Here is a 24,190-nt window from a genome sequence, read left to right on the forward strand (position 1 = left end):
TTACCGCTCCTCGCCGTACAGGAGCGCGCCTACGTCAGGCTCCACGTCGAACATGTTTTGCAGGGCATCGAGCGTGTCGCGGGCTTCCGCTTCGTTAATCACGCTCATGGCAAACCCCACGTGGACCAGAACCCACTGGCCGAGACGCGATGCGCCCGTTTCATCGCTGCTGCCAACCAGCGTGAGATCGACATCGCGCAGGATGCCGCAGACTTCAACTTTGGCCTGGTTACCGTCGATGGTGTGAATTTGTCCGGGGACGCCTATGCACATCGTTCGTTCTCCAGCCAGTGTAGCCAGCTGTCCATCCCGTCGCCGCGCGTGGCGGAGACCAGCAGGATCGTAATGTCCGGGTTCACTTCCCGGGCGCAGGACAGGCACTTATCCACGTCGAAATTCAGGTACGGCAGCAGGTCGACTTTGTTCAGCAGCATGAGGGAGGCGGCGGCAAACATATGTGGGTACTTCAGCGGTTTGTCTTCCCCTTCGGTGACGGAGAGCACCGCGACTTTATGCCGTTCGCCAAGATCAAAGCTCGCCGGGCAGACCAGGTTGCCGACGTTTTCAATAAACAGGATGCCGTTATCCGCCAGCGGCAGACGCGGGGCGGCGTCGGCAATCATCTGCGCGTCCAGGTGGCAGCCCTTGCCGGTATTGACCTGAATCGCCGGCGTGCCGGTTTCGCGAATGCGCGCCGCGTCGTTAACGGTTTGCTGGTCGCCTTCAATGACGGCGCAGGAGACGCGCTGGTTCAGGCGTTTGAGCGTTTCCGTTAACAGCGTGGTTTTGCCGGAGCCGGGGCTGGACACCAGGTTCAGCACCAGCTGTTGACGGGCGGCAAAGCGGGCGCGGTTGCGGGCGGCAATCTGGTTATTTTTGTCCAGTACGTTGATCTCCACGTCCAGCATCTGGCGCTGGCTGATGCCCGGCGCGTGGGTACCCGCTTCGCCGTGGCCGTAGTGCAGATCGCCCGCAGGGGATTGCTGCGGGGCGAAGGTGATACCGATCAGCGTCGCCGCGGGACGCGGGGCCGGTGAAAAGGGCGCGGAGCGAAACGCGGAATGAGGACGATGTTCATCCCCTTCGATATACAGGTTGCCTTCGGCGCAACCGCAGGTACTACACATACTTTACTCCTTCTCGATTTCGAGACGTTGGATCTGCATGCCGTCATCCGCCACGATCCGCAGCCCGGTATTCTGGCATTGCGGGCAGCGCTGAACCTTCGATGACAGCAGGGTGACGTACTGCTGGCACTGTTCGCACCAGCACTCCGCCTGCTGCTCTTCAATATGCAGTTCGCAGCCTTCCGCCAGCGTGCCGCGGCACACCAGTTCAAAACAGAAATTCAGGGCGCTGGTTTCGACGCAGGAAAACGCCCCGATCTTCAGCCAGACGCCGGTGACGCGCTTCGCGTGGTTTTGCACTGCCTGCTGTTCGATAAGCTCCAGAGCCCGCTGGCAGAGGGTGATTTCGTGCATGACGCCTCCTCAATGAATTGCGCCATTGAATGCAATAACGGTGCCAGCTTGATTTTTGTTAAGGCGTGACGATGTCAACGCTGTCGAAATGACACGTCGACACCGCGCGGTTGACAGTGTGGTAAGAGTTAAAACTTATATAAATCATTGCCTTAAAAATTGGCATGGAATCTGCTTAACAGCCGCTATCTCCATTAACCGGATACCTTTTATGACTATTTGGGAAATCAGCGAAAAAGCGGATTACATCGCGCAGCGTCATCAGCAGCTCCAGGATCAGTGGCACCTCTACTGCAACTCTCTGGTTCAGGGGATCACCCTGTCAAAGGCCCGTCTGCACCATGCGATGAGCTGCGCGGCGCAGGGCGATATGCGCTTTGTCCTCTTCGGCCACTTCACGGTCTTTGTCACCCTGGCGGACAGCTTTAACAGCCACACCATTGAGTACTTTGTTGAGAACAAAGAGGGTGAAAAACACTGTATTGCGCAAGCGCAGTTGATGGCTGACGGCATGGTCGATGGCTACGTCAGCAACCGCGATCGCCAGCAGGTGCTCGAGCACTATCTGGAGAAAATCGCGCCGGTTTATAACGGGCTTTATACCGCGGTCGAGCACGACCTGCCGGTCGATCTGAAACAGCTGACGGCGGGAAATGCCTCCGCAAACGTTGCCTGATAACCAAGTGTCGAAAGTGTCGATAAGACAGTTTTTCTTCGTCAAAAATGACCATCACCTGAGGATTGCCCGGTGAACCGTTTTGTAATTGCTGACTCGACGGTCTGTATTGGCTGTCGAACCTGTGAGGCGGCGTGTTCGGAAACCCACCGCCTGCACGGGCTGCAGTCCATGCCGCGTCTGCGCGTCATGCGTAATGAAAAAGAGTCTGCTCCGCAGCTCTGCCACCACTGTGAAGACGCCCCGTGCGCGGGTGTCTGCCCGGTGAATGCCATCACCCGCGTTGATGGCGCTGTCCAGCTCAACGAAAGCCTGTGCGTCAGCTGCAAGCTGTGCGGCATTGCCTGCCCGTTCGGCGCGATTGAATTTTCCGGCAGCCGCCCGCTGCATATTCCGGCGAACGCAAATACCCCGAAAGCGCCGCCCGCACCACCCGCTCCGGCGAAGGTGAGCACGCTATTGGACTGGGTGCCCGGCATCCGCGCCGTCGCGGTGAAATGCGATCTGTGCAGCTTTGACGAACAGGGCCCGGCCTGCGTGCGCACCTGCCCGACCAGGGCGCTGATTCTGGTCAACATTCGCGACATCGCCCGCACCAGCAGGCGCAAGCGCGAGCTGACCATCAACAGCGATTTTGGCGATCTTTCGCTTTTGCAGGCGCTTAACGAGGGGGCGAAATGAACGCGATATTCATGATTAACAGCGCCGTGGCGTGCTTCACTGCCGCCGCCGTGCTGGCGCTGGTGTTCTCTTTCCATAAAACCCTGAGCGGCGGGATTGCCGGTATCGGCGGGGCGGTCGGTAGCGTGATGACGCTCGCTGCGGGCGGCGTCGTCCTGATCGGCGGGCAATCTGTTGAAACACTCATGCCGCTGATTCGTCATACCGTGGCTATTACTCCGCTGAATGCCATCTGGCTGGTGACCTTTGGCCTGTGCGGGCTGTTTATCAGCCTGTTCAATATCGACTGGCACCGCCATGCGCACGCCAATGCCAACGGCCTGCTGGTTAACCTGCTGATGGCAACGGCGGTATGCACCGTTATCGCCAGCAACCTCGGCGCGCTGGTGGTGATGGCGGAGATCATGGCGCTGTGCGGCGTGTTCCTGACGGGCTGTAGCGCCTCCGGCAAGCTATGGTTTGCGCTGGGTCGCCTCGGCACGCTGCTGCTGGCGCTGGCCTGCTGGCGGGTGTGGCAACGCTTTGGCACGCTGGATTTCTCTGCGCTCAACGGACATCCGCTGGGGAACGACGTCTGGCTGCTGGGCGTGGTCGGCTTCGGCCTGCTGGCCGGGATCATCCCGCTGCACGGCTGGGTGCCGCAGGCGCACGCGAATGCTTCCGCCCCCGCCGCCGCGCTGTTCTCCGCGGTGGTGATGAAAGTGGGGCTGTTCGGCATCACGGTGATTACGCTGACCGGTGGCCAGCCGCCGCTGTGGTGGGGCGTGGTGCTGCTGATTGCCGGTATGATCACCGCCTTCGTCGGCGGCCTGTACGCGCTGATGGAGCATAACATCCAGCGCCTGCTGGCGTACCACACGCTGGAAAACATCGGCATCATCCTGCTCGGCATTGGCGCGGGCGTGACCGGGCTGGCGCTCAACCAGCCGGCGCTGATTGCGGCCGGGTTTATCGGCGGCCTGTATCACCTCATTAACCACAGCCTGTTTAAAAGCACCCTGTTCCTCGGCGCGGGAAGCGTCTGGTTCCGCACCGGGCATCGCGATATCGAAAAGCTCGGCGGCATCGGCAAAAAGATGCCGGTGATTTCACTGGCGATGCTGGTCGGGCTGATGGCGATGGCCGCGCTGCCGCCACTGAACGGCTTTGCCGGGGAGTGGGTGATCTATCAGTCCTTCTTCGCCCTCGATCAGAGCGACGCATTTATCGCTCGCCTGCTTGGCCCGCTGCTGGCTGTCGGGCTGGCGATTACCGGGGCGCTGGCGGTGATGTGCATGGCGAAAGTCTACGGCGTCACCTTCCTCGGCGCGCCGCGCACCCGCGAAGCGGAAAACGCCTGCTGCGCGCCGGTGCTGATGGGCGTGAGCGTGGTCGCGCTGGCGCTGTGCTGCATCGCGGGCGGCGTCGCCGCACCGTGGCTGCTGCCGCTGCTGGGCAACGCTATTCCGCTGCCGCTCGCGACGGCGCATACCGTCGTTTCCCAGCCGATGATGGCGCTGCTGCTGATTGCCGCGCCGCTGCTGCCGTTCGTGCTGATGCTGTTCTTCAGGCGCGACCGCCTTGCCTCCCGCTCGCGCGGGGCGGCGTGGGCCTGCGGCTACGAACACGAACAGTCGATGGTCATCACCGCCCACGGTTTCGCCATGCCGGTGAAGGAGAACTTCGCCGCCGTGCTGAAGCTGCGCCACTGGCTGAACCCGGTGGACTGGGTACCCGGCTGGCAGAGCGCCGCCGCGCCCGCGCTGTTCCGTCGTCTGGCGCTGATCGAGCTGGCGGTGCTGGTGGTCATTGTGATTTCACGAGGAGCCTGACATGAGTTTGTTACTGGCCATTCTTCAGGCGCTGGTGCTGTTCGCCGCTGCGCCGCTGCTGTCGGGCATCACGCGCGTGGCGCGCGCCCGGATGCACAACCGTCGCGGGCCCGGGGTGCTCCAGGAGTACCGCGATCTCTTCAAGCTGCTCTCTCGTCAGAGCGTGGCCCCGGACGCCGCAGGCTGGGTGTTCCGCCTGACGCCCTTCGTGATGGTGGGCGTGATGCTGACCATCGCCACCGCGCTGCCGGTGGTCACGGTGGCGTCGCCGCTGCCGGCGCTCGGGGATCTGATTACGCTGATTTACCTCTTCGCCATCGCCCGCTTCTTCTTTGCGATTGCGGGCCTGGACACCGGTAGCCCGTTTACCGGCATCGGCGCCAGCCGCGAGGCGATGCTCGGCGTGCTGGTTGAGCCGATCCTGCTGCTGGGGCTGTGGGTTGCCGCGCAGGTCGCCGGTTCAACCCATATCAGTTTTATCACCGACACCGTTTATCACTGGCCTGTGGCGCGCTCGATCCCGCTGGTGCTGGCGCTCTGCGCCTGCGCGTTCGCCACCTTTATTGAGATGGGCAAACTGCCGTTTGACCTGGCAGAGGCGGAGCAGGAGCTGCAGGAAGGGCCGCTGACCGAGTACAGCGGCTACGGCTTCGCGGTGCTGAAGTGGGGCATCAGCCTCAAACAGCTGGTGGTGCTGCAGATGTTTGTCGGCGTCTTCTTCCCGTGGGGGCAGATGACGCACTTCTCCGCGGGAGGTCTGGTGCTGGCGGTTGTCGTTGCCGCCCTTAAGCTGCTGGTCGGCGTGCTGGTGATTGCTCTGTTTGAAAACAGCATGGCGCGCCTGCGTTTTGTCGAAACGTCACGCATCACCTGGGCCGGTTTTGGTTTTGCATTTTTAGCGTTCGTCTCCTTGCTGGTGGCGTGATTAAAGAGAATTTTTATGTCTGAAGAAAAGAAAGGTCAGCAGTATCTCGCCGCGTTGCATCAGGCTTTCCCCGGCGTGGTGCTTGAGGAGTCCTGGCAAACCAAAGACCAGGTAACCGTCACCATTAAGGTGAACTACCTGCCGGAAGTGGTGGAGTTTCTCTACTACCAGCAGGGCGGCTGGCTGTCGGTTCTGTTCGGCAACGACGAGCGCCAGCTGTGCGGCAGCTATGCGGTGTACTACGTGATGTCGATGGAGCAGGGCGAGAAGTGCTGGCTCACCGTGCGCGTCGAAGTCGATCCGAATAAGCCGGAATACCCGTCCGTCACGCCGCGCGTGCCCGCCGCCGTGTGGGGCGAGCGCGAAGTGCGCGACATGTACGGCCTGGTGCCGGTCGGCCTGCCGGACGAGCGCCGCCTGGTGCTGCCGGACGACTGGCCGGACGAACTCTACCCGCTGCGCAAAGACAGCATGGACTACCGCCAGCGCCCGGCGCCGACCACCGACAGTGAAACCTACGAGTTTATCAACGAGCTGGGCAGCAAGAAGAACAACGTGGTGCCGATCGGTCCGCTGCACGTCACCTCTGATGAACCGGGCCACTTCCGCCTGTTCGTCGACGGCGAAAACATTATCGACGCCGACTACCGCCTGTTCTACGTCCATCGCGGCATGGAAAAGCTGGCGGAAACCCGCATGGGCTACAACGAAGTGACGTTTCTTTCTGATCGCGTGTGCGGCATCTGCGGCTTCGCCCACAGCACCGCCTACACCACCTCGGTGGAGAACGGCATGGGGATCGTGGTGCCCGAACGCGCGCAGATGATCCGCGCCATTCTGCTGGAGGTGGAGCGCCTGCACTCGCACCTGCTGAACCTCGGCCTGGCCTGCCACTTCGTCGGTTTTGACTCCGGGTTTATGCAGTTCTTCCGCGTGCGCGAGGCGTCGATGAAGATGGCGGAGATCCTCACCGGGGCGCGTAAAACCTACGGTCTGAACCTGATCGGCGGGATCCGCCGCGACCTGCTGAAGGACGACATGATCCAGACCCGCCTGCTGGCGCAGCAGATGCGCCGCGACGTGCAGGAGCTGGTGGACATGCTGCTCAGCACGCCAAACATCGAGCAGCGCACCGTGGGCATCGGCCGTCTTGACCCGGAAATCGCCCGCGACTTCAGTAACGTTGGTCCGATGGTGCGCGCCAGCGGCCACGCCCGCGATACCCGCGCCGATCACCCGTTCGTCGGCTACGGCCTGCTGCCGATGACCGTGCACAGCGAGCAGGGCTGCGACGTCATCTCCCGCCTGAAGGTGCGCATCAACGAGGTGTTTACCGCCCTGAACATGATCGACTTCGGCCTCGATAACCTGCCGGGCGGCCCGCTGATGGTGGAGGGCTTCACCTATATTCCGAACCGCTTTGCGTTGGGCTTTGCCGAGGCGCCGCGCGGGGACGATATCCACTGGAGCATGACCGGCGACAACCAGAAGCTCTACCGCTGGCGCTGCCGCGCGGCCACCTACGCCAACTGGCCAACCCTGCGCTATATGCTGCGCGGCAACACGGTTTCCGACGCGCCGCTGATCATCGGCAGCCTCGATCCGTGCTACTCCTGCACCGACCGCATGACCGTTGTGGACGTGCGCAAGAAGAAAAGCCAGGTGGTGCCGTACAAAGAGCTTGAGCGCTACAGCATCGAGCGTAAAAACTCGCCGCTGAAATAAGGACTCGCCATGTTTACCTTTATCAAAAAAGCGATCAAAACCGGCACGCAGACCAGCAGCTATCCGCTGGAGCCGATGCCGGTGGATAAAAACTTTCGCGGCAAGCCGGAGCACAATCCGCAGCAGTGCATCGGCTGCGCGGCCTGCGTCAACGCCTGTCCGTCGAATGCCCTGACGGTCGAAACGGATCTCAAAACCGGCGAGCTGGCCTGGCAGTTTAACCTCGGGCGCTGCATCTTCTGCGGCCGCTGCGAAGAGGTCTGCCCGACGGTCGCCATTCGCCTGTCTCAGGAATTCGAGCTGGCGGTGTGGAAGAAAGAGGATTTCCTCCAGCAGTCGCGCTTTGAACTGTGCCACTGCCGCGTCTGCCAGCGCCCGTTCGCCGTGCAAAAAGAGATCGACTACGCCATCGCGCTGCTGCAGCACAACGGCGACGCCCGCGCGGAGCATCACCGCGAAAGCTTTGAAACCTGCCCGGAGTGCAAGCGTCAGAAGTGCCTGCTGCCGTCCGACCGTATTGATATCACCCGCCATATGAGAGAGGCCAGCTGATGGAAAACCTACTGGGCCCGCGCGACGCGAACGGCATTCCGGTGCCGATGACGGTGGACGAATCCATCGCCAGCATGAAGGCGTCGCTGCTGAAAAAAATCAAACGCTCGGCCTACGTCTACCGCGTGGATTGCGGCGGCTGCAACGGCTGCGAGATTGAGATCTTCGCTACGCTGTCACCGCTGTTTGACGCCGAGCGCTTCGGCATCAAAGTGGTGCCGTCCCCGCGCCACGCGGACATCCTGCTGTTTACCGGGGCCGTCACCCGCGCCATGCGCTCGCCCGCGCTGCGCGCCTGGCAGTCCGCCCCTGACCCGAAAATCTGCATCTCCTACGGTGCCTGCGGCAACAGCGGCGGGATCTTCCACGACCTTTACTGCGTCTGGGGCGGCACCGACAAAATCGTGCCGGTGGACGTCTACATTCCGGGCTGTCCGCCAACGCCCGCCGCGACGCTGTACGGCTTTGCCATGGCGCTCGGCCTGCTGGAGCAAAAAATCCACGCGCGCGAGCCGGGCGAGTTGGACAACCAGCCAGCGGCCATTCTGCACCCGGACATGGTGCAGCCGCTGCGGGTGAAGGTGGACCGCACGGCGCGCCGGCTGGCGGGCTATCGCTACGGCCGCCAGATTGCCGACGACTATCTGCGCCTGCTGAGCCAGGGGGAGCATCAGGTGGCGCGCTGGCTGGAGGCGGAAAACGATCCGCGCCTCAATGAGATCGTGGCGAACCTGAACAGCATCGTCGAAGAGGCGCGTATCCGATGAGTGAAACGGTGGTGTTCAGCCAGCTGAGCCGTAAGTTTATTGATGAGAACGATGCCACGCCGGATGCGGCGCAGCAGGTGGTCTATTACAGCCTGGCGATTGGGCATCACCTCGGGGTGATTGACTGCCTGGAGGCCGCGCTGAGCTGCCCGTGGCCGGAATACCTGGCGTGGATTGCCACGCTGGAGGAGGGCAGTACGGCGCGGCGCAAAATGGAAGGCGTGCCGAAGTACGGCGAGATCGTGATCGATGCGAACCACATTGCGATGCTCGCCAACGCCTTTGACGCGGCGCTCGGCAGGCAAACCCCGGAGCAGCAGGCGTGGAGCAAAACGCTGCTTAGCATGCTGCACGATATTCATCAGGAGAGCGCCATCTACCTGATGGTGAGGAGATTACGTGACTGACGTTTTACTGTGCGTGGGCAACAGCATGATGGGCGACGACGGCGCGGGCCCGCTGCTGGCGGAGATGTGCAGCGCAAACCCGCCGGGCAGATGGATGGTGATTGACGGCGGCAGCGCGCCGGAAAATGACGTAGTCGCCATCCGCGAGCTGCGCCCGGACAGGCTGCTCATCGTCGATGCCACCGATATGGGGCTCAACCCCGGCGAGATCCGCCTGATTGACCCGGACGACATCGCCGAGATGTTTATGATGACCACCCACAATATGCCGCTGAACTACCTGGTCGATCAGATCAAAGGTGATGTGGGCGAGGTGCTCTTTTTGGGGATTCAGCCTGACATTGTCGGGTTTTATTACCCGATGACGCCGCCGGTGAAAGCGGCGGTGGACGTGGTGTATTCACGGCTTGCGGAGTGGGTTGGGGACGGTGGGTTTGAACCCCTCACCCCGGCCCTCTCCCCATAGGGGAGAGGGTGTATTTTGTCCCCTCTCCCCTGTGAGGAGAGGGTGAGGGGTAAGCACAGGCTACTCGAGATCCCCCCCGTTACTCGCAATCACCTTCTTATACCAACCGAACGATTTCTTGCGCTTGCGGTCCAGCGTGCCGTTTCCGGCGTCATCCCGGTCAACGTACACAAACCCGTAGCGCTTGCTCATCTCACCGGTTGAGGCCGAGACAAGGTCAATGCAGCCCCAGGTGGTGTAGCCCATCAGCGGCACGCCGTCCTCAATCGCGTCGCCCATCGCGCGGATATGCTCGCGCAGATAGCTGATGCGGTAGTCGTCGTTAATCTCGCCGTTTTCATCAACGACATCCTTCGCTCCCAGGCCGTTTTCCACCAGGAACAGCGGCTTCTGGTAGCGGTCGTACATCATGTTCATGGTGATGCGCAGGCCGAGCGGGTCGATGCCCCAGCCCCATTCGCTCACCTGAATGTGCGGGTTGCGCAGAGATTTGACGATGTTCGCCGCATTGGTGTTGTTCGCATTCATGTCCGCCGAGGCGCAGCGCGAGGCGTAATAGCTGAACGAGACAAAGTCGACGGTGTTTTTCAGCAGGTCGTCATCGCCCGGGTCTTTAACAATCACGACGCCTTTCTCGCGGAACACGCGGGCAGAATAGGCCGGATAGCTGCCGCGCGCCTGCACGTCGATAAAGAACAGGTTCTCGCGGTCTTTCTCCAGCGCCATCCACACGTCTTCCGGCTTGCAGGAGTATGGGTAGAAATTCCCGCCCGCCAGCATGCATCCGACCTGGTTTTCCGGGTTCACCTCGTGAGCAATTTTGGTCGCCAGCGCGCTCGCCACCAGCTCGTGATGCGCGGCCTGGTATTTCACCTGGTCTTCGTTTTCGCCTTCCTCAAACACCAGCCCCGCGCCGGAGAAGGGGCTGTGCAGCATGATGTTGATTTCGTTGAAGGTCAGCCAGTATTTCACCAGCCCGTTAAACTCCTCGAAGCAGGTGCGGGCGTAGCGGGCGAAGAAATCGACCATCTTGCGGTTGCGCCACGAGCCGTACTCCGTCACCAGGTGCATCGGCACGTCGAAGTGGCAGAGGGTCACCAGCGGCTCAATGTTGTACTTTTTGCACTCTTCGAACACCGCGCGGTAGAAGGCAATACCCTCTTTGTTCGGCAGCGGTTCGTCGCCGTTCGGGTAGAGTCGGCTCCAGGCAATCGAGGTGCGGAACACCGTAAAGCCCATCTCCGCCATCAGGGCGATGTCCTCTTTATAGCGATGGTAAAAATCAATCGCCTCGTGGCTCGGGTAGAACTCGTCGTCACGCAGCGAGAAACGCTTTTCCTTACCGACCTTCACCGCCAGGCGATTCGCGCCGTGGGGGATCATATCGACCGTGGTTAGCCCTTTGCCGCCTTCGCGGTAAGCGCCTTCACTCTGGTTGGCGGCAAGCGCGCCGCCCCATAAAAATCCTTGTGGAAAAACAGACATTCTTACCTCGCTTTCAATTTATGCTTGTGCTGCGTTGTTCTGAACCGGTGCGGTCTGCAGGGCGCGCGCTTTTTCAGCCTCGTCTTCGACCGGGATATCCTCAAAGCCTAAGAGCAGGGTCAGAACAAACGACAGCACCACTGCCAGCCCCATCACGCCAAACACCCATACGATCGTCATCGGGTTGGCCGGGTCGAAGAACTGCACGCTGGTGAACAGCCCCGGTGCCGCCATCGAATGGCTGGCGAGACCGGCCATGCCCGCCACCGCGCCGCAGATAAACCCGCTGATCAGGCTCGCAATCAGCGGACGTTTGAGCCGCACCGCCACGCCGTACAGGGCCGGTTCAGAGATCCCCGCCATGATGGCGGAGGCCGCCGCCGCCAGCGCCGTCTGGCGCAGCTCCGGGTTTTTGGTTTTCCACGCCACCGCCAGCGACGAGCCGCCGAGCGAGAGGTTGGCACCGATTTCCGACGGCATCACCATCCCTTCTTTGCCCGTCTCGGCAATGGTTTGAATGATGGTCGGCGTAAACACGCGGTGCATCCCGGTCATCACCAGCAGCGGCCACAGCGCGCCCATGATGGCGACGGAGAGCCAGCCCAGATAGCCGTGAATGGTGTAGACCAGCGCGGAGATGGCGCTACCGATCCAGATCCCCAGCGGCCCAATCAGCACGATGGCGAGCGGGGCGGCAATCAGCACGATCAGCATCGGCTTGAGGAAGTTTTTGGTGACCGCCGGGGTAATGCGATCCACCCAGCGCTCGATGTACGACAGGCACCAGGTCATCACCAGCGCCGGGATCACCGTGTAGGTGTATTTCACCGCCGTCACCGGGATAAAGGCGAACTCAACGTGCTCGCCCTGCGCGGCTTTCGCCATCAGCTCGATAAAGCTCGGGTGCACCAGCACGCCCGCGATGGCAATCGCCAGCGACATGTTGGTTTTGAACTTTACCGCCGCCGAGGCCGCCACCATCAGCGGCAGGAAGAAGAACGCGCCGTCGCCAATGACCGTCAGGATGGTCAGCGTGGGATCGCCCTTGCCCAGCACGCCGGTCATCTCAAGGATCATTGCCAGCAGCTTGACCATCGAGCCGCCGATGATCGCCGGGATCAGCGGAGACATGGTGCCGATCAGCGCGTCGAGGATCCCGGCGCCGATGCGGCGTAAGGTCAGCTTCTGCGGGCCTTCCGGAACGGCAGGCTGCAGGCTGGTTGGCAGCAGGCTCACCACTTCGCGGTACGCCTGTGAAACGGTGTTGCCAATAATGACCTGACACTGGTTGTCATTGCGTACCACGCCGAGCACGCCGCTGATGCTTTTCAGGCGCGCGGCATCGGTAAGGCTTTCGTCTTTCAGGACGAAGCGCAGACGCGTCATGCAGTGGGTGACGGCGACAATGTTCTCTTTGCCGCCCAGCGCGCTGACAACGTCGTTCGCCAGCGCGGCGTAATTTTTGGCCATCGGATGTGATCCTGTTATCGTTGTGAGAAATGTAGGAAACCGGTTTCACATAATCATCATGAGTTTCTTTGAATGAAACAAGAACGCTTTTTGTACATTTTTCACATTCGTGATGACGATCACCTATCGACGGTCAAAGCGTGATTTCGCCGCTGCGACAATTTTTTTGCAGTGCAGTACACTGCGCTCATCAGTTTCAAACGGAATAACAAGATGACCACGATGCTGGAAGTGGCGAAGCGGGCAGGCGTTTCGAAAGCGACGGTCTCCCGGGTGCTGTCGGGAAATGGCTACGTCAGCCAGGAGACCAAAGACCGGGTGTTTCAGGCCATTGAAGAGAGCGGCTATCGCCCGAATTTGCTGGCGCGCAACCTGGCGACCAAACGTACCCAGACGCTGGGGCTGGTGGTGACGAACACCCTTTACCACGGCGTCTACTTTAGCGAGCTGCTGTTCCACGCCGCGCGCATGACGGAAGAGAAAGGGCGGCAGCTGATCCTCGCGGACGGCAAGCACAGCGCCGACGAGGAGCGCGAAGCAATTCAGTATCTGCTCGACATGCGCTGCGACGCGGTGATCATCTACCCGCGTTTCCTGAGCGTGGAGGAGATGGATGAGATCGTCGAGAAGTGCGAGCAGCCGATTATGGTGCTCAACCGCCGCCTGCGGAAAAACAGCAGCCACAGCGTCTGGTCCGATCATAACGCCTCCTGCCAGGACGCGGTGTCGAAGCTGATTGCGAAAGGCCATCGGGATATTGCGTTTATCACCGGCTCACTCGATTCCCCGACCGGCGTTGAGCGTCTTTCCGGTTACCGGGCAGCGCTGATGCAGCACGGCATTCCGCTGCGCGAGGAGCTGATTGCGCAGGGGAAATGGAACCCGGCCAGCGGTGCGGCGGCAGTGGCCGAACTGTTATCCCGTGGCGAACGCTTTACGGCGCTGGTGGCGAGTAACGACGATATGGCGATTGGTGCCATGAAGCAGCTGCACGATAGCGGCGTCGCCACGCCGGACGCGGTGTCGGTGATCGGTTTCGACGATGTGGCCATCGCGCCGTACATGGTGCCGTCTTTGTCCAGCGTGCGCATTCCGGTGACGGAGATGATCAAGGAGACCATCAGCCGACTGATCTTCATGCTTGACGGCGGTGAGTTCAAATACCAGCAAACCTTCTCCGGCGAGCTTATCCTGCGCGACTCCGTGATCGACGGTCCGCATCGGTGACGTCGACAGCTGTTATCGTCATAAGTGACGATGACAGCACCACGCTCATTTTTAAAATCATTAAAAATCATAGTGTTAATAATTGGCACGGTTTATGAATATCTCCGCGCATAACTGTAATGCTGGAGAAGCAGATGAACCGTTTTATTATGGCCGATGCCAGTAAGTGCATAGGTTGCCGTACCTGTGAAGTGGCGTGCGTGGTTTCCCATCAGGCGGAGCAGGACTGCGCGTCGCTTACCCCTGACACGTTTTTGCCGCGCATCCACGTCATCAAAGGCGTGAATATTTCTACCGCCGCCATCTGTCGCCAGTGCGAAGACGCGCCCTGCGCGAACGTCTGTCCGAACGGGGCGATTAAACGCGAGAAAGGCTTTGTGCACGTGATGCAGGAGCGCTGCATTGGCTGCAAAACCTGCGTGGTCGCCTGCCCGTACGGCGCGATGGAGGTGGTTGTCCGCCCGGTGGTGCGCAACAGCGGTTTGGGGCTGAGCGTGCGGGCGGAGAAAGCTGAAGCCAACAAATGCGATCTTTGCTACCACCGCGACGCTGGCCCGGCCTGCATGGAAGCCTGCCCGACGCACGCGCTGGTCTGCGTGGATCGCGACAAGCTTGAGCAGATGAGCGCCGAAAAGCGCCGTCGCGCGGCGTTCGATACCTCAGCATCACTGCTGTTCTGATCCGCTATGAGCAGTAACGGCGTACAGCTGCGCGTGCGCGGCAAGGTGCAGGGCGTCGGGTTTCGGCCCTTCGTCTGGCAGCTTGCGCATCAGCTTCAGCTAACGGGCGATGTCTGCAACGACGGAGAGGGCGTGCTGGTGCGCCTCGCGGGTAATGGGGGGGCCTTTACCGCGAGGCTGCATCAGGACTGCCCGCCACTGGCACGCATTGACCGCGTTGAAACGCAGCCGTTCACCTGGACGAACCTGCCTGACGCGTTTGTTATCCGCCACAGTGCGGGCGGCACGATGGACACCCAGATTGTGCCGGAAGCCGCCACCTGTCCGGCGTGTCTGGCTGAAATGCGCGACCCCGACGAGCGCCGTTATCGCTACCCGTTTATCAACTGCACCCACTGCGGGCCGCGGTTTACCATTATCCGCGCCATGCCCTATGACCGTCCGGCCACGTCGATGGCCGCATTTCCCCTCTGCGTACCCTGTGAGACGGAGTACCGCAATCCTGCCGACCGCCGCTTTCACGCTCAGCCGGTGGCGTGTCCGGACTGCGGGCCTGCGCTGGAATGGCGTACGGGCGACGTTGTTGCCACCCGCGAAACGGCACTGCGTGCGGCGGTGGAGATGTTGAAAAACGGCGGCATAGTCGCGGTCAAAGGGCTGGGCGGTTTTCACCTCGTCTGCGACGCGCTCAACCCGCAGGCGATACTGACATTGCGGTCACGCAAGCAGCGCCCGTCGAAGCCGCTGGCGGTGATGATCCCGCAGGCGGATAAGCTGCCTGAGTCGATTCAGACGCTGCTGCGCTCACCCGCCGCACCCATCGTGCTCACGCCAAAAGCCTGGCTGCCCGCGTTACCGGAAGGTATCGCGCCCGGTCTGGATTCCGTAGGCATCATGCTTCCCGCGAACCCGCTGCAGCATTTGCTGATGATGGACTGCCAGCGCCCGCTGGTGATGACCTCCGGCAACCTCAGCGGCAGGCCGCCTGCCATCAGTAATCAACAGGCGCTGGATGAACTGGGCAACATTGCGGACGGCTTCCTGCTGCACAATCGCGATATTCTTCAGCGGATGGACGATTCGGTGATGGATCGGGACGGCGCAATGCTGCGACGGGCGCGCGGTTTTGTGCCGGATGCCATCACGTTGCCTGCGGGTTTCGATAATATCCCCGCCACGTTATGCACCGGTTCGGAGATGAAAAACACCTTCTGCCTGGTGCGTGGCAGCCAGGCGGTGCTGAGCCAGCATTTTGGCGATCTCGGTGACGAGGGGGTCAAAGCGCAGTGGCGCGCCGCCCTCTCGACGATGCAGGACATCTACGCCTTCGAGCCGGAGCGCGTGGTGTGCGACGCCCATCCGGGCTATCACACGCAACAATGGGCGCAAGCGCAGGCGCTGCCGGTCGAAACCGTACTGCACCATCACGCCCACGCGGCGGCGTGCCTGGCGGAAAACGGCTGGCCGCGTGAGGGCGGAGACGTTATCGCCCTCACGCTGGACGGGATCGGCATGGGCGAGAACGGCGCGCTGTGGGGCGGGGAGTGCCTGCGGGTGAACTATCTCGCATGCGAGCATCTGGGCGGGCTGCCTGCCGTTGCGCTGCCGGGCGGCGATCTGGCGGCGCGGCAGCCGTGGCGCAATTTACTCGCCCACTGTCTGGCATTTGTCCCTGACTGGCAGCAGTATCCGGAAACGCGCGCGGTACAGCGCCAGAACTGGCCGCTGCTGGCGACGGCGATCGGGCGCGGCATCAACGCGCCGCAGGCCTCGTCATGTGGTCGCCTGTTTGATGCGGTCGCCTGCGCGCTCGGTATCGACGCGCAGTCCTGGGAGGGGGAAGCCGCCTGCAGGCTGGAAGCGCTGGCCTCGCAGTGCGCGGGCGTCGACCATCCGGTGACGCTGTCTGTCGACAACCTCGTGCAGTTCTGGCAGCAGTGGCTGAGCTGGCAGACGGAGCCCTGCGAGCGCGCGTGGGCGTTTCACGACGCGCTGGCAAAAGGGTTGGCAGAACTCGCCGCGTTCCATGCCCGACGCTTATCGCTGTCGACAATCTGCCTCAGCGGCGGCGTGGTACACAACCGTCTGCTGCGCGCACGCCTGCGTCATTATCTTTCTGACTTTACGCTTCTTTTTCCTTCGCGCCTGCCCGCAGGTGACGGAGCGATCTCCTTCGGGCAGGCGGTGGTCGCCGCTGCCCGGTCATGTTCACAAAGGACTTAAAATGTTACGACTCTTACGCAATGAACCTCGTGCCGCGCTCCTGCTGCTGGCTCTGGTAATGGCAAACCTGCTGGCCTGGGGATGGGCATGGCGCGTCTTTAGCGGCAGCACGGCGCTGATGGCCGCGAGCCTGCTGGCGTGGTGCTACGGGCTGCGTCACGCGGTGGACGCTGACCACATCGCGGCCATTGATACCGTGACGCGTAAGATGATGCAGCAGGGCAAACGCCCGTCCGGCGTGGGGGCGTGGTTCTCGCTGGGGCACTCCACCATCGTGGTGCTGGCCTCCATTGCCATCGCCGCTACCGCCACGGCGTTTCAGAAAAACATGGAATGGTTCCACGAAACCGGCAGCCTGATTGGCACGGCGGTGTCGGCGACCTTCCTGCTGGCGATGGCGCTGGTGAACATGGTGATCCTGCGCGGCGTCTGGCGCAGTTTTCAGGCGCTGAAACACGGCAGGTCAGTGCAGGGCGACATCACGCTACCTGCCCAGGGCGGCGTCATGAACTGGCTGTTCGGCAAAACCTTCCGCCTGGTGAATAAAAGCTGGCAGATGTACCTGGTTGGTTTCCTGTTTGGCCTCGGCTTTGACACGGCCACCGAGATTGGCGTGCTGGGGATCTCTGCCGCCAGCGCGTCCAGCGGGATGTCGGTGTGGTCAATCATGATCTTCCCGGCGCTCTTCGCCAGCGGCATGGCGCTGGTGGATACCCTCGACAACCTGCTGATGGTCGGTGCCTACGGCTGGGCGTTTAACAAGCCGCAGCGCAAGCTCTACTACAACATGACCATCACCGGCACCTCCGTGGTGGTGGCGCTGTTTATCGGCGGGCTGGAAGCGCTGGGTCTGCTGATGGACAAATTCGCCCTCAGCGGCGGCGTCTGGGATCTGATTGGCGCGGTGAACGACAACCTGGGCAACGCCGGGTTTGTGGTGGTCGGGCTGTTCGTTGCCTGCTGGCTGATCTCGATGGCGAATTACCGCTGGCGCGGCTACGACGCGCTGGTGGTGCGATCCTGAGCAGGAGGTCGCCAGTATCCAGGCCGGGTAAGTACTGTAGGCCGGGTAAGCGGAGCGCCACCCGGCATGACGAGGGTTAAGCAGGTAATGATTTCAGCAGCGCGAAGGCCTCCTTCATTCTGTCTTCGCTGACGACAAAGGCGCGCATCTGGCCGTCATTATCCGTACCGCGCGCCACCATGCCCTGCGGCGAAAGGGCAATCTGCCAGTCCAGATCCTGACGCTGCGTTTCGCCTGCGAGATGCAGCGGTAATTCCGGCGTTTTTACTTTGACCAGCATGGCGGGTAATTTCAGCGGCGCGCTGCCGCCGAGCAGGTTTTTTGCCAGATACATCGCGCTTAATTGAATCGGCTGTAAAAAGGGCAGCACCTGGCCGTTGATTTCCGCGCAGTCGCCCAGGGCATAAATGTCCGGCTGGGTGGTTTGCAGGTAGCTGTCTACCTTCACGCCGCGGTTGATTTCGGCGCCTGCCCGGTGCGCCAGCGCGGTTTCCGGGCGCAACCCCGTCGCCGCAATAACCACATCCACCTCAACGCTGCGGCTGCGGTCGAGCGTTGCACGTAGGCCGCTGCCGGTTTTGCGCAGGCTCTGCAGCTGCGATTTCAGCAGCAGATGGACGCCCATGTCGGTCAGATGATGCTGTAAGCGGCTGCTCACTTCAGCGGGCATCAGCGCTGACAGAATGCTCGCCGCGTGGTCGACCAGGGTGACGGATTTACCCGCACGGCAGAAATCCATCGCCAGTTCGGTGCCGATCAGCCCGCCGCCGACAATCATCACCCGCGTGGCGTCGCGAAGCTCCGTTTCGCTGGCCTGATACGCCTGCTGGCTGTTGAGCGCGACCATCAGCTCGCGGCCCTCAACCGGCGGCACAAACGCAGAGGCACCCGTGGCCAGCACCAGCTTGTCGTACTGCCAGGTTTTATCTTTCGCTTTCACCAGACGGGCATCGGCGTCGATATCGGTGACCCAGGTGTACGGAAACAGACGCAGGTTAAACTGCTCTGCGAACTCCCCCGCCGTCTGGCGGGTGAGGTCTTCGGCGCGCTGATTCTGGCTAATGACGTGGCTTAAATCAGGCTTGTTGTACTCGTCCATGCTGTCGGCGGCGATCACCGTCAGCGGCACGCTGGCATCCTGCTTGCGGATGTTTTTCACCAGCTGGCGGGCGGCAAAGCCCGAGCCGATGATGACGATACCGTTGCTCATTTTGCCTCCGTACCCAGTTCGTCAAAGACGTCCTTACCGAGGGAACATTCCGGGCAGAGGAAGTTGTCCGGCACGTCACTCCACGGCGTGCCCGGAGCCACATCCTGCAGCGGCTCGCCCAGTTCAGGGTCGTAAATCCACTGGCAGACACTGCACTGCATGCGCGGGCCGAGATCGGCGGCTGCCGCGGCGGCACAGGCGCAGGCTTCCTGCTGTTCGGTTGGTTTTGCCGTCACTTCCGGCAGCGGAGCGAGCGCCCACTGACGGGCAATGTCGCGGCCATGTTGGCGACAGATCTCCAGGGCGTCGATATCCGGACGCCATTTCGCCTTCAGGCTCAGGGACATTTCGAAACCGGCATCCTGCAGGCGGGTAGACAGACGGTCTACCGCGCCGCCGCTCCAGCCGTGGGAGCCAAAGGCGCTGGCGCGCTTGTTGCGAAAGCGCAGGCCGGTCATCTCTTCTACCAGACCGGCAATTTTCGGCATCATTACGTTGTTCATGGTGGAGGTGCCCACCAGCACGCCCTTCGAGCGGAACACGTTGGTCAACACCTCGTTCTTATCGCTGCGCGCCACGTTGAAGATTTTCACCGCCACGTTCGGATCCACTTCGTTGATGCCCTGGGCAATGGCGTCCGCCATCTTGCGGGTGTTGTTGGACATGGTGTCGTAGAAGATCGTGATGCGGTCTTCCTGATAGTCCGCCGCCCACTTCAGATACAGCTCGACGATCTGGGTGGGGTTCTCACGCCATACCACGCCGTGGGAGGTGGCAATCATCTCCACCGGCAGGTTGAAGCCGAGGATTTCGGTAATTTTTGGCGTCACCAGGCGGCTGAACGGCGTCAGGATGTTGGCATAGTACCGCTGGCACTGCTCGAACAGTTCGGTCTGGTCCACTTCGTCGTTGAACAGGCGCTCGTCGCAGTAGTGCTGGCCGAAGGCGTCGTTGCTGAACAGCACCGCGTCGCCGGTCATGTAGGTCATCATGCTGTCCGGCCAGTGCAGCATGGGCGTTTCCACGAAGATCAGCTGTTTGCCGTTGCCGATATCCAGCGCGTCGCCGGTTTTCACGGTGTGGAAGTTCCACTCCGGATGGTGGTGGTGGCCGTTGATCGAGTCGATGGCGTTGGCGGTGCAGTAGATAGGCGTGTTCGGAATGTAAGACATCAGCTCGGTCAGCGCACCGGCGTGATCTTCTTCCGCGTGGTTGATGATGATGTAGTCGATGGCGTCAAGGTCGATTTCACCGCGCAGGTTCTGCACGAACTCGCGGCTGAACTTGTGATCGACGGTATCGATCAGCACGTTTTTTCCTTCGCGGATGAGATAGCTGTTGTAGCTGCTGCCGCGCAGCGTTTTGTATTCCGTCCCGTGGAAATCGCGCACTTCCCAGTCACGTTGACCGACCCAATGAATATTATTTTTAACCAGAATAGACATAGCAACCTCTACGTAATACAGCATTTTCAAATAAGAGGGTTTGCCTATATCAAGTTGCGTGCCAACTTTTAATGTATTGATTTTGTTTGATAAAAATTCTTATGATTCGTAATGGGTAGTCATTATGACTATTAAAATCAGTGTCAATATGACAACATGAATTGTCAAAATGACAGCGAGGTCACTATGAGCTTTTCCGTCGACGTGCTGGCGAAGATCGCTATTGAGCTGCAAACCGGTATCGGCCATCAGGACCGCTTTCAGCGGCTGATCTCCACGCTGCGCCACGTCCTGGCGTGTGACGCCTCGGCGCTGCTGCGCTATGAAGGGCGGCAGTTTATTCCGCTGGCTATCGACGGGCTGGCGAAGGACGTGCTCGGGCGGCGTTTTACCCTTGAAGGCCATCCGCGTCTGGAAACTATCGCCCGCGCGGGTGACGTGGTGCGCTTCCCGGCGGACAGCGACTTACCCGACCCGTACGACGGGCTGATTCCCGGACAGGAGAGCCTGAAGGTGCACGCCTGTATCGGCCTGCCGCTGTTTGCCGGACAAAACCTGATTGGCGCCCTGACCCTCGACGGCCTGTCGCCGGACCAGTTCGACACCTTTAGCGACGAAGAGCTGCGCCTGATTGCTGCTCTGGCCGCCGGGGCGCTGAACAATGCGCTGCTGATTGAACAGCTTGAGAGCCAGAACATTCTTCCCGGCAGCCCGGCGGCGTTTGAGCAGGTCACGCACACGGAGATGATTGGCCTTTCGCCGGGCATGGCGCAGCTCAAAAAAGAGATTGAGATTGTGGCCGCGTCCGATTTGAACGTGCTGATCTTCGGCGAAACCGGCACCGGCAAGGAGCTGGTGGCGAAATCCATTCACGAAGCCTCGCCGCGCGCGATTAACCCGCTGGTGTACCTCAACTGCGCCGCGCTGCCGGAGAGCGTGGCGGAAAGCGAGCTGTTTGGTCACGTTAAGGGAGCGTTTACCGGGGCCATCAGCAACCGCAGCGGCAAGTTTGAAATGGCCGATAACGGCACGCTGTTTCTGGATGAGATTGGTGAGCTTTCCCTTTCGTTACAGGCCAAGCTGCTGCGCGTGTTGCAGTACGGCGACATCCAGCGCGTGGGGGATGATCGCAGTCACAGAGTGGACGTTCGCGTGCTGGCGGCAACCAACCGTGACCTGCGTGAAGCGGTGCTGGCCGGGCAGTTCCGCGCCGACCTGTTCCACCGCCTGAGCGTGTTCCCACTTACCGTGCCGCCGCTGCGCGAGCGCGGGGACGACGTGGTGCTGCTGGCGGGCTATTTCTGCGAGCAGTGCCGCCTCAGGATGGGGCTTTCCCGCGTGGTGCTGAGCCCGGGAGCGAGGTCGCATCTGCTGAGCTACGGCTGGCCGGGCAACGTGCGCGAGCTGGAGCATGCGATCCACCGCGCGGTGGTGCTGGCGCGGGCGACGCGTTCGGGTGATGAAGTGGTGATTCACGCGCGGCATTTTGCGCTGCAGGATGAAACCGCACCGGCTGTCGTGCAGGCGGCGCCAGAGATAGCGAATGAAAATCTGCGTGAAGCTACAGAGGCGTTTCAGCGTCAGATGATTACCCGCGCGCTGGAGCAGAATAACCGCAGCTGGGCGGCGTGCGCCCGGGCGCTGGAGATGGACGTCGCCAACCTGCACCGGCTGGCGAAGCGTCTCGGACTTAAGGGTTAGATAATCCCGGCCTGATAGAAGTCCTGCAGGTTGATGGCACCGCACAGCCTGCCGGCGTCATCCACCACCGGCGCGGCGGTGATTTTGCGCTTCATCAGCACCTCTTTAGCTTCAATGGCGCGGCTCTCGGCGTTCAGCGTCAGCCCGCCCTGTGTCATAGCGTCCGACACGTTTGTGTCCAGTTTGCCGCCGCCCACCAGCCAGCGGCGCAGGTCGCCGTCGGTGAACACGCCTTTGACGTACCCGTTGTCATCGCAGACCGCAACCAGCCCCAGACCGGTGCGGCTGAGCTCCAGCATCGCGTCCATGACGCTGGTATCGAGTTTGACCTGCGGAATGGCATCGTCGGTGCGCATCAGGTGGTGAACCTTGTTGAGCAGGCGTGCCCCGAGCGCGCCCGCCGGATGCGAGCGGGCGAAATCTTCTTCGTTAAAGCCGCGCGCCTGCATCACCGCCATCGCCAGCGCGTCGCCCATCATCAGGGTATTCACGGTGCTGGAGGTGGGGGCGAGGTGCATCGGACAGGCTTCACGCTCAACGGAAATATCCAGCGTTGCTTTGGCGGCCAGCGCCAGGGGCGAGCGGGATTTCCCGGTCATCGCCAGCAGGGCGACCGATTTTTCCTGCAGGCGTGGAATAATCAGGTCCAGCTCTTTGGCCGAACCGGAGTAGGAGATAAACAGCATCACGTCGCGGCTCTCAATCATCCCCAGATCGCCGTGCAGCGCTTCGGCAGGATGCACGAAGAACGCCGGGGTGCCGGTGCTGGCGAGCGTCGCAGCAATCTTTTTGCCGATATGGCCGGATTTACCGATGCCCGCCACGATCACTTTGCCTTCGCAGTGGATAATGGTGTTGGCGGCGCGGACAAAATCCTCGCCCAGACGTTCCGGCAGGCGGCTGGCTTCCTGCAGCTCAAGCATCAGCGTCTGGCGGCCCGTTTCTAACAGAAAATCACTCATCTCTTTCTCCGGTTACGATCACGTCGATGCCTTTCTCTTCCAGCGCTTTCCTGAACGCCGGGTCGATACCCGCGTCGGTAATCAGCTTATCAACGCTTTCCAGGCTACAGACAATGTTGGGGCTTTTGCGGCCAAACTTCGACGAGTCTGCCATCAAAATTACTTCCCGCGCGGCGTTGCACATGGCTTTACTGACGCTGAACACCTCGTTGAAGGTCGTGACGCCCGCGTTCAGATCGATGCCGTCGGTGCCCATGAACAGCTTATCAAAGCTGAAGTGGTCGAAGGCGTTCTCCGCTAGTTGGCCGTGAAACGAGGCGGATTTTTTGCGGAAGGTGCCGCCGGGCATCAGGATGGTCTGCTCGCAGTCGTTCTCCGACAGGGCGTTGACGATGTGCAGGCTGTTGGTCATCACCGTGATGTTGTTAAAGCGGCTGAGCAGCGGGATCATCTGCAGGACGGTGCTGCCGGCGTCAAGGATAATGGAGTCGCCATCGTGGATAAATTTCACCGCCGCTTCGGCAATCAGCGCCTTCTGGTGGGTGTTGATCAGCGTTTTGTGATCGATAGGCGGGTCCGCTTCATCCTTATTGAGCACCACGCCGCCGTAGGTTCGAATGACGGCGCCAGAGTTTTCGAGCAATACCAGGTCCTTGCGTATCGTCGTGCCGGTGGTGTCAAAGTAGTGGGCCAGATCCTCTACCGAACATTTTCCCTGCTTTTGCAGATGTTCAAGAATGGCCGCCTGCCGCTGACGAGGTTTCATAGGCGCTTCGTTCCTTAGGTTGCGAAATGATAATTTCGCAAGTCTATAGCTTTCACAACGAAATTATCCATGTTTCAGATTAAGCGCTAATGATAGTGCATTCTGACAGAGTGGATCATGGGGAAAGATCACATCAGGCTGCAATTCCTGCAACGAAATGCCGTTAATTGCCTGGATTTTAACCGGACGGGCAAAGACGGTCATGCCGCGCATGAGCAGTGAATCGCAGACGTTATTGTTTTCATCCAGCGCAATAGCCACGACGACCCGCGGTTTGAAGCGTCCGCCGGAACGTCCGACCCCGACGCGACCTTTCTGACACAGGGCATCAAACGCGCGGTTAAACTGGTGGATCTGCCAGCCGCCGAACGCCATCTGGCAGAGCCAGGCGAGGGCGGCAACGGTGATGAGTGCGGTGACCATATCGGCTCCTTTAATTGCCGGGTGGCGGCTGCGCCTTACCCGGCCTACGTGGTGTTGTAGCCCCGGTAAGCGCAGCGCCACCG

At 61.1% G+C, this 24,190-nt stretch carries 24 protein-coding genes; 14 read left to right on the forward strand and 10 right to left on the reverse strand.

From position 1 onward, the window contains the following. Genes KK102_RS14880 through hypA form a run of 3 tightly spaced genes read right to left on the reverse strand, consistent with a single transcriptional unit; the run spans position 1 to position 1,481 of the window. The gene (locus KK102_RS14880; RefSeq protein ID WP_010434489.1) at positions 1-273 is read right to left on the reverse strand and encodes a HypC/HybG/HupF family hydrogenase formation chaperone; all 273 of its coding nucleotides are present in this window, start codon (positions 271-273) and stop codon (positions 1-3) included. Then, positions 264-1,127, reverse strand: a complete 864-nt coding sequence (gene hypB, locus KK102_RS14885) for a hydrogenase nickel incorporation protein HypB (RefSeq protein WP_216357907.1) — start codon at positions 1,125-1,127, stop codon at positions 264-266. Before hypB ends, KK102_RS14880 begins: the two co-directional genes overlap by 10 nt. Positions 1,128-1,130: 3 nt before the next feature. After that, positions 1,131-1,481: a hydrogenase maturation nickel metallochaperone HypA gene (gene hypA / locus KK102_RS14890; RefSeq protein ID WP_216357908.1), complete on the reverse strand. Its 351-nt coding sequence runs from the start codon at positions 1,479-1,481 to the stop codon at positions 1,131-1,133. A gap of 211 nt (positions 1,482-1,692) precedes the next feature. Here hypA and hycA point away from each other — a divergent pair, with 211 nt between their 5' ends. The 9 genes from hycA to hycI all read left to right on the forward strand — a co-directional run bounded on the left by hycA (position 1,693) and on the right by hycI (position 9,491). After that, positions 1,693-2,157 (forward strand): formate hydrogenlyase regulator HycA, encoded by a 465-nt coding sequence (gene hycA, locus KK102_RS14895; RefSeq protein ID WP_108416396.1) that lies wholly within the window; start codon positions 1,693-1,695, stop codon positions 2,155-2,157. A 72-nt stretch (positions 2,158-2,229) separates the two neighbouring features. Then, entirely contained in the window at positions 2,230-2,838 is a 609-nt protein-coding gene (locus KK102_RS14900) for a 4Fe-4S dicluster domain-containing protein (protein ID WP_216357909.1), read from the forward strand. Continuing rightward, entirely contained in the window at positions 2,835-4,649 is a 1,815-nt protein-coding gene (gene hycC / locus KK102_RS14905; RefSeq protein WP_216357910.1) for a formate hydrogenlyase subunit 3, read from the forward strand. The genes KK102_RS14900 and hycC overlap by 4 nt, the downstream gene beginning before the upstream one ends. 1 nt (position 4,650) lies before the next feature. Next, positions 4,651-5,574 carry a respiratory chain complex I subunit 1 family protein gene (locus KK102_RS14910; RefSeq protein WP_216357911.1) on the forward strand — a complete coding sequence of 308 codons (924 nt, stop codon included), beginning with the start codon at positions 4,651-4,653 and terminating at the stop codon, positions 5,572-5,574. A 15-nt stretch (positions 5,575-5,589) separates the two neighbouring features. After that, complete coding sequence (gene hycE, locus KK102_RS14915; protein ID WP_126544858.1) at positions 5,590-7,299, forward strand: formate hydrogenlyase subunit HycE; 1,710 nt, start codon at positions 5,590-5,592, stop codon at positions 7,297-7,299. Positions 7,300-7,308: 9 nt separating this feature from the next. Continuing rightward, positions 7,309-7,851: a formate hydrogenlyase complex iron-sulfur subunit gene (locus KK102_RS14920; RefSeq protein WP_216357912.1), complete on the forward strand. Its 543-nt coding sequence runs from the start codon at positions 7,309-7,311 to the stop codon at positions 7,849-7,851. Beyond that, positions 7,851-8,618 (forward strand): formate hydrogenlyase subunit HycG, encoded by a 768-nt coding sequence (gene hycG, locus KK102_RS14925; protein WP_032648040.1) that lies wholly within the window; start codon positions 7,851-7,853, stop codon positions 8,616-8,618. Before KK102_RS14920 ends, hycG begins: the two co-directional genes overlap by 1 nt. Then, positions 8,615-9,025, forward strand: coding sequence for a formate hydrogenlyase maturation HycH family protein (locus KK102_RS14930; RefSeq protein WP_032640835.1), 411 nt, complete (start codon positions 8,615-8,617; stop codon positions 9,023-9,025). Before hycG ends, KK102_RS14930 begins: the two co-directional genes overlap by 4 nt. Then, entirely contained in the window at positions 9,018-9,491 is a 474-nt protein-coding gene (gene hycI, locus KK102_RS14935) for a hydrogenase maturation peptidase HycI (RefSeq protein WP_216357913.1), read from the forward strand. Before KK102_RS14930 ends, hycI begins: the two co-directional genes overlap by 8 nt. A 60-nt stretch (positions 9,492-9,551) precedes the next feature. Here the strand turns inward: hycI and KK102_RS14940 are convergent, their stop codons facing one another. Next, entirely contained in the window at positions 9,552-10,976 is a 1,425-nt protein-coding gene (locus tag KK102_RS14940; RefSeq protein ID WP_126544853.1) for a 6-phospho-beta-glucosidase, read from the reverse strand. Positions 10,977-10,994: 18 nt separating this feature from the next. Further along, positions 10,995-12,446 carry a PTS cellobiose/arbutin/salicin transporter subunit IIBC gene (gene ascF, locus KK102_RS14945; RefSeq protein ID WP_216357914.1) on the reverse strand — a complete coding sequence of 484 codons (1,452 nt, stop codon included), beginning with the start codon at positions 12,444-12,446 and terminating at the stop codon, positions 10,995-10,997. A 213-nt stretch (positions 12,447-12,659) separates the two neighbouring features. Between ascF and KK102_RS14950 the strand changes: the two genes are divergently transcribed. The 4 genes from KK102_RS14950 to KK102_RS14965 all read left to right on the forward strand — a co-directional run bounded on the left by KK102_RS14950 (position 12,660) and on the right by KK102_RS14965 (position 17,600). Then, positions 12,660-13,673 (forward strand): LacI family DNA-binding transcriptional regulator, encoded by a 1,014-nt coding sequence (locus KK102_RS14950; protein ID WP_126544851.1) that lies wholly within the window; start codon positions 12,660-12,662, stop codon positions 13,671-13,673. A 134-nt stretch (positions 13,674-13,807) separates the two neighbouring features. Next, a complete protein-coding gene (hydN, locus tag KK102_RS14955; protein WP_042717120.1) occupies positions 13,808-14,353 on the forward strand; it encodes an electron transport protein HydN in 546 nt (181 codons plus the stop codon). Between the two features lie 6 nt (positions 14,354-14,359). Next, positions 14,360-16,576 (forward strand): carbamoyltransferase HypF, encoded by a 2,217-nt coding sequence (gene hypF, locus KK102_RS14960; RefSeq protein WP_216357915.1) that lies wholly within the window; start codon positions 14,360-14,362, stop codon positions 16,574-16,576. A 1-nt stretch (position 16,577) separates the two neighbouring features. After that, a complete protein-coding gene (locus KK102_RS14965; protein WP_126544849.1) occupies positions 16,578-17,600 on the forward strand; it encodes a HoxN/HupN/NixA family nickel/cobalt transporter in 1,023 nt (340 codons plus the stop codon). Between the two features lie 76 nt (positions 17,601-17,676). Here the strand turns inward: KK102_RS14965 and norW are convergent, their stop codons facing one another. Further along, positions 17,677-18,810: an NADH:flavorubredoxin reductase NorW gene (gene norW / locus KK102_RS14970; RefSeq protein ID WP_216357916.1), complete on the reverse strand. Its 1,134-nt coding sequence runs from the start codon at positions 18,808-18,810 to the stop codon at positions 17,677-17,679. Further along, a complete protein-coding gene (norV, locus tag KK102_RS14975) occupies positions 18,807-20,255 on the reverse strand; it encodes an anaerobic nitric oxide reductase flavorubredoxin (protein ID WP_216357917.1) in 1,449 nt (482 codons plus the stop codon). The genes norW and norV overlap by 4 nt, the downstream gene beginning before the upstream one ends. Before the next feature lie 186 nt (positions 20,256-20,441). On the opposite strand from norV, the gene norR reads away from it, so the two are divergent. Next, positions 20,442-21,956, forward strand: a complete 1,515-nt coding sequence (gene norR / locus KK102_RS14980; RefSeq protein WP_216357918.1) for a nitric oxide reductase transcriptional regulator NorR — start codon at positions 20,442-20,444, stop codon at positions 21,954-21,956. On the opposite strand, the gene gutQ is transcribed toward norR, so the two are convergent. The 3 genes from gutQ to gutM form a co-directional block, all read right to left on the reverse strand. Then, positions 21,953-22,918: an arabinose-5-phosphate isomerase GutQ gene (gene gutQ, locus KK102_RS14985; protein ID WP_126544845.1), complete on the reverse strand. Its 966-nt coding sequence runs from the start codon at positions 22,916-22,918 to the stop codon at positions 21,953-21,955. The genes norR and gutQ overlap by 4 nt on opposite strands. Next, positions 22,911-23,684 (reverse strand): glucitol operon DNA-binding transcriptional repressor SrlR, encoded by a 774-nt coding sequence (gene srlR, locus KK102_RS14990; RefSeq protein WP_024907708.1) that lies wholly within the window; start codon positions 23,682-23,684, stop codon positions 22,911-22,913. Before srlR ends, gutQ begins: the two co-directional genes overlap by 8 nt. Before the next feature lie 63 nt (positions 23,685-23,747). Beyond that, entirely contained in the window at positions 23,748-24,107 is a 360-nt protein-coding gene (gene gutM / locus KK102_RS14995; RefSeq protein WP_032648019.1) for a transcriptional regulator GutM, read from the reverse strand. Positions 24,108-24,190: the final 83 nt, after the last annotated feature.

The organism is Enterobacter quasimori, from assembly GCF_018597345.1.
Lineage (GTDB): Bacteria > Pseudomonadota > Gammaproteobacteria > Enterobacterales > Enterobacteriaceae > Enterobacter > Enterobacter mori.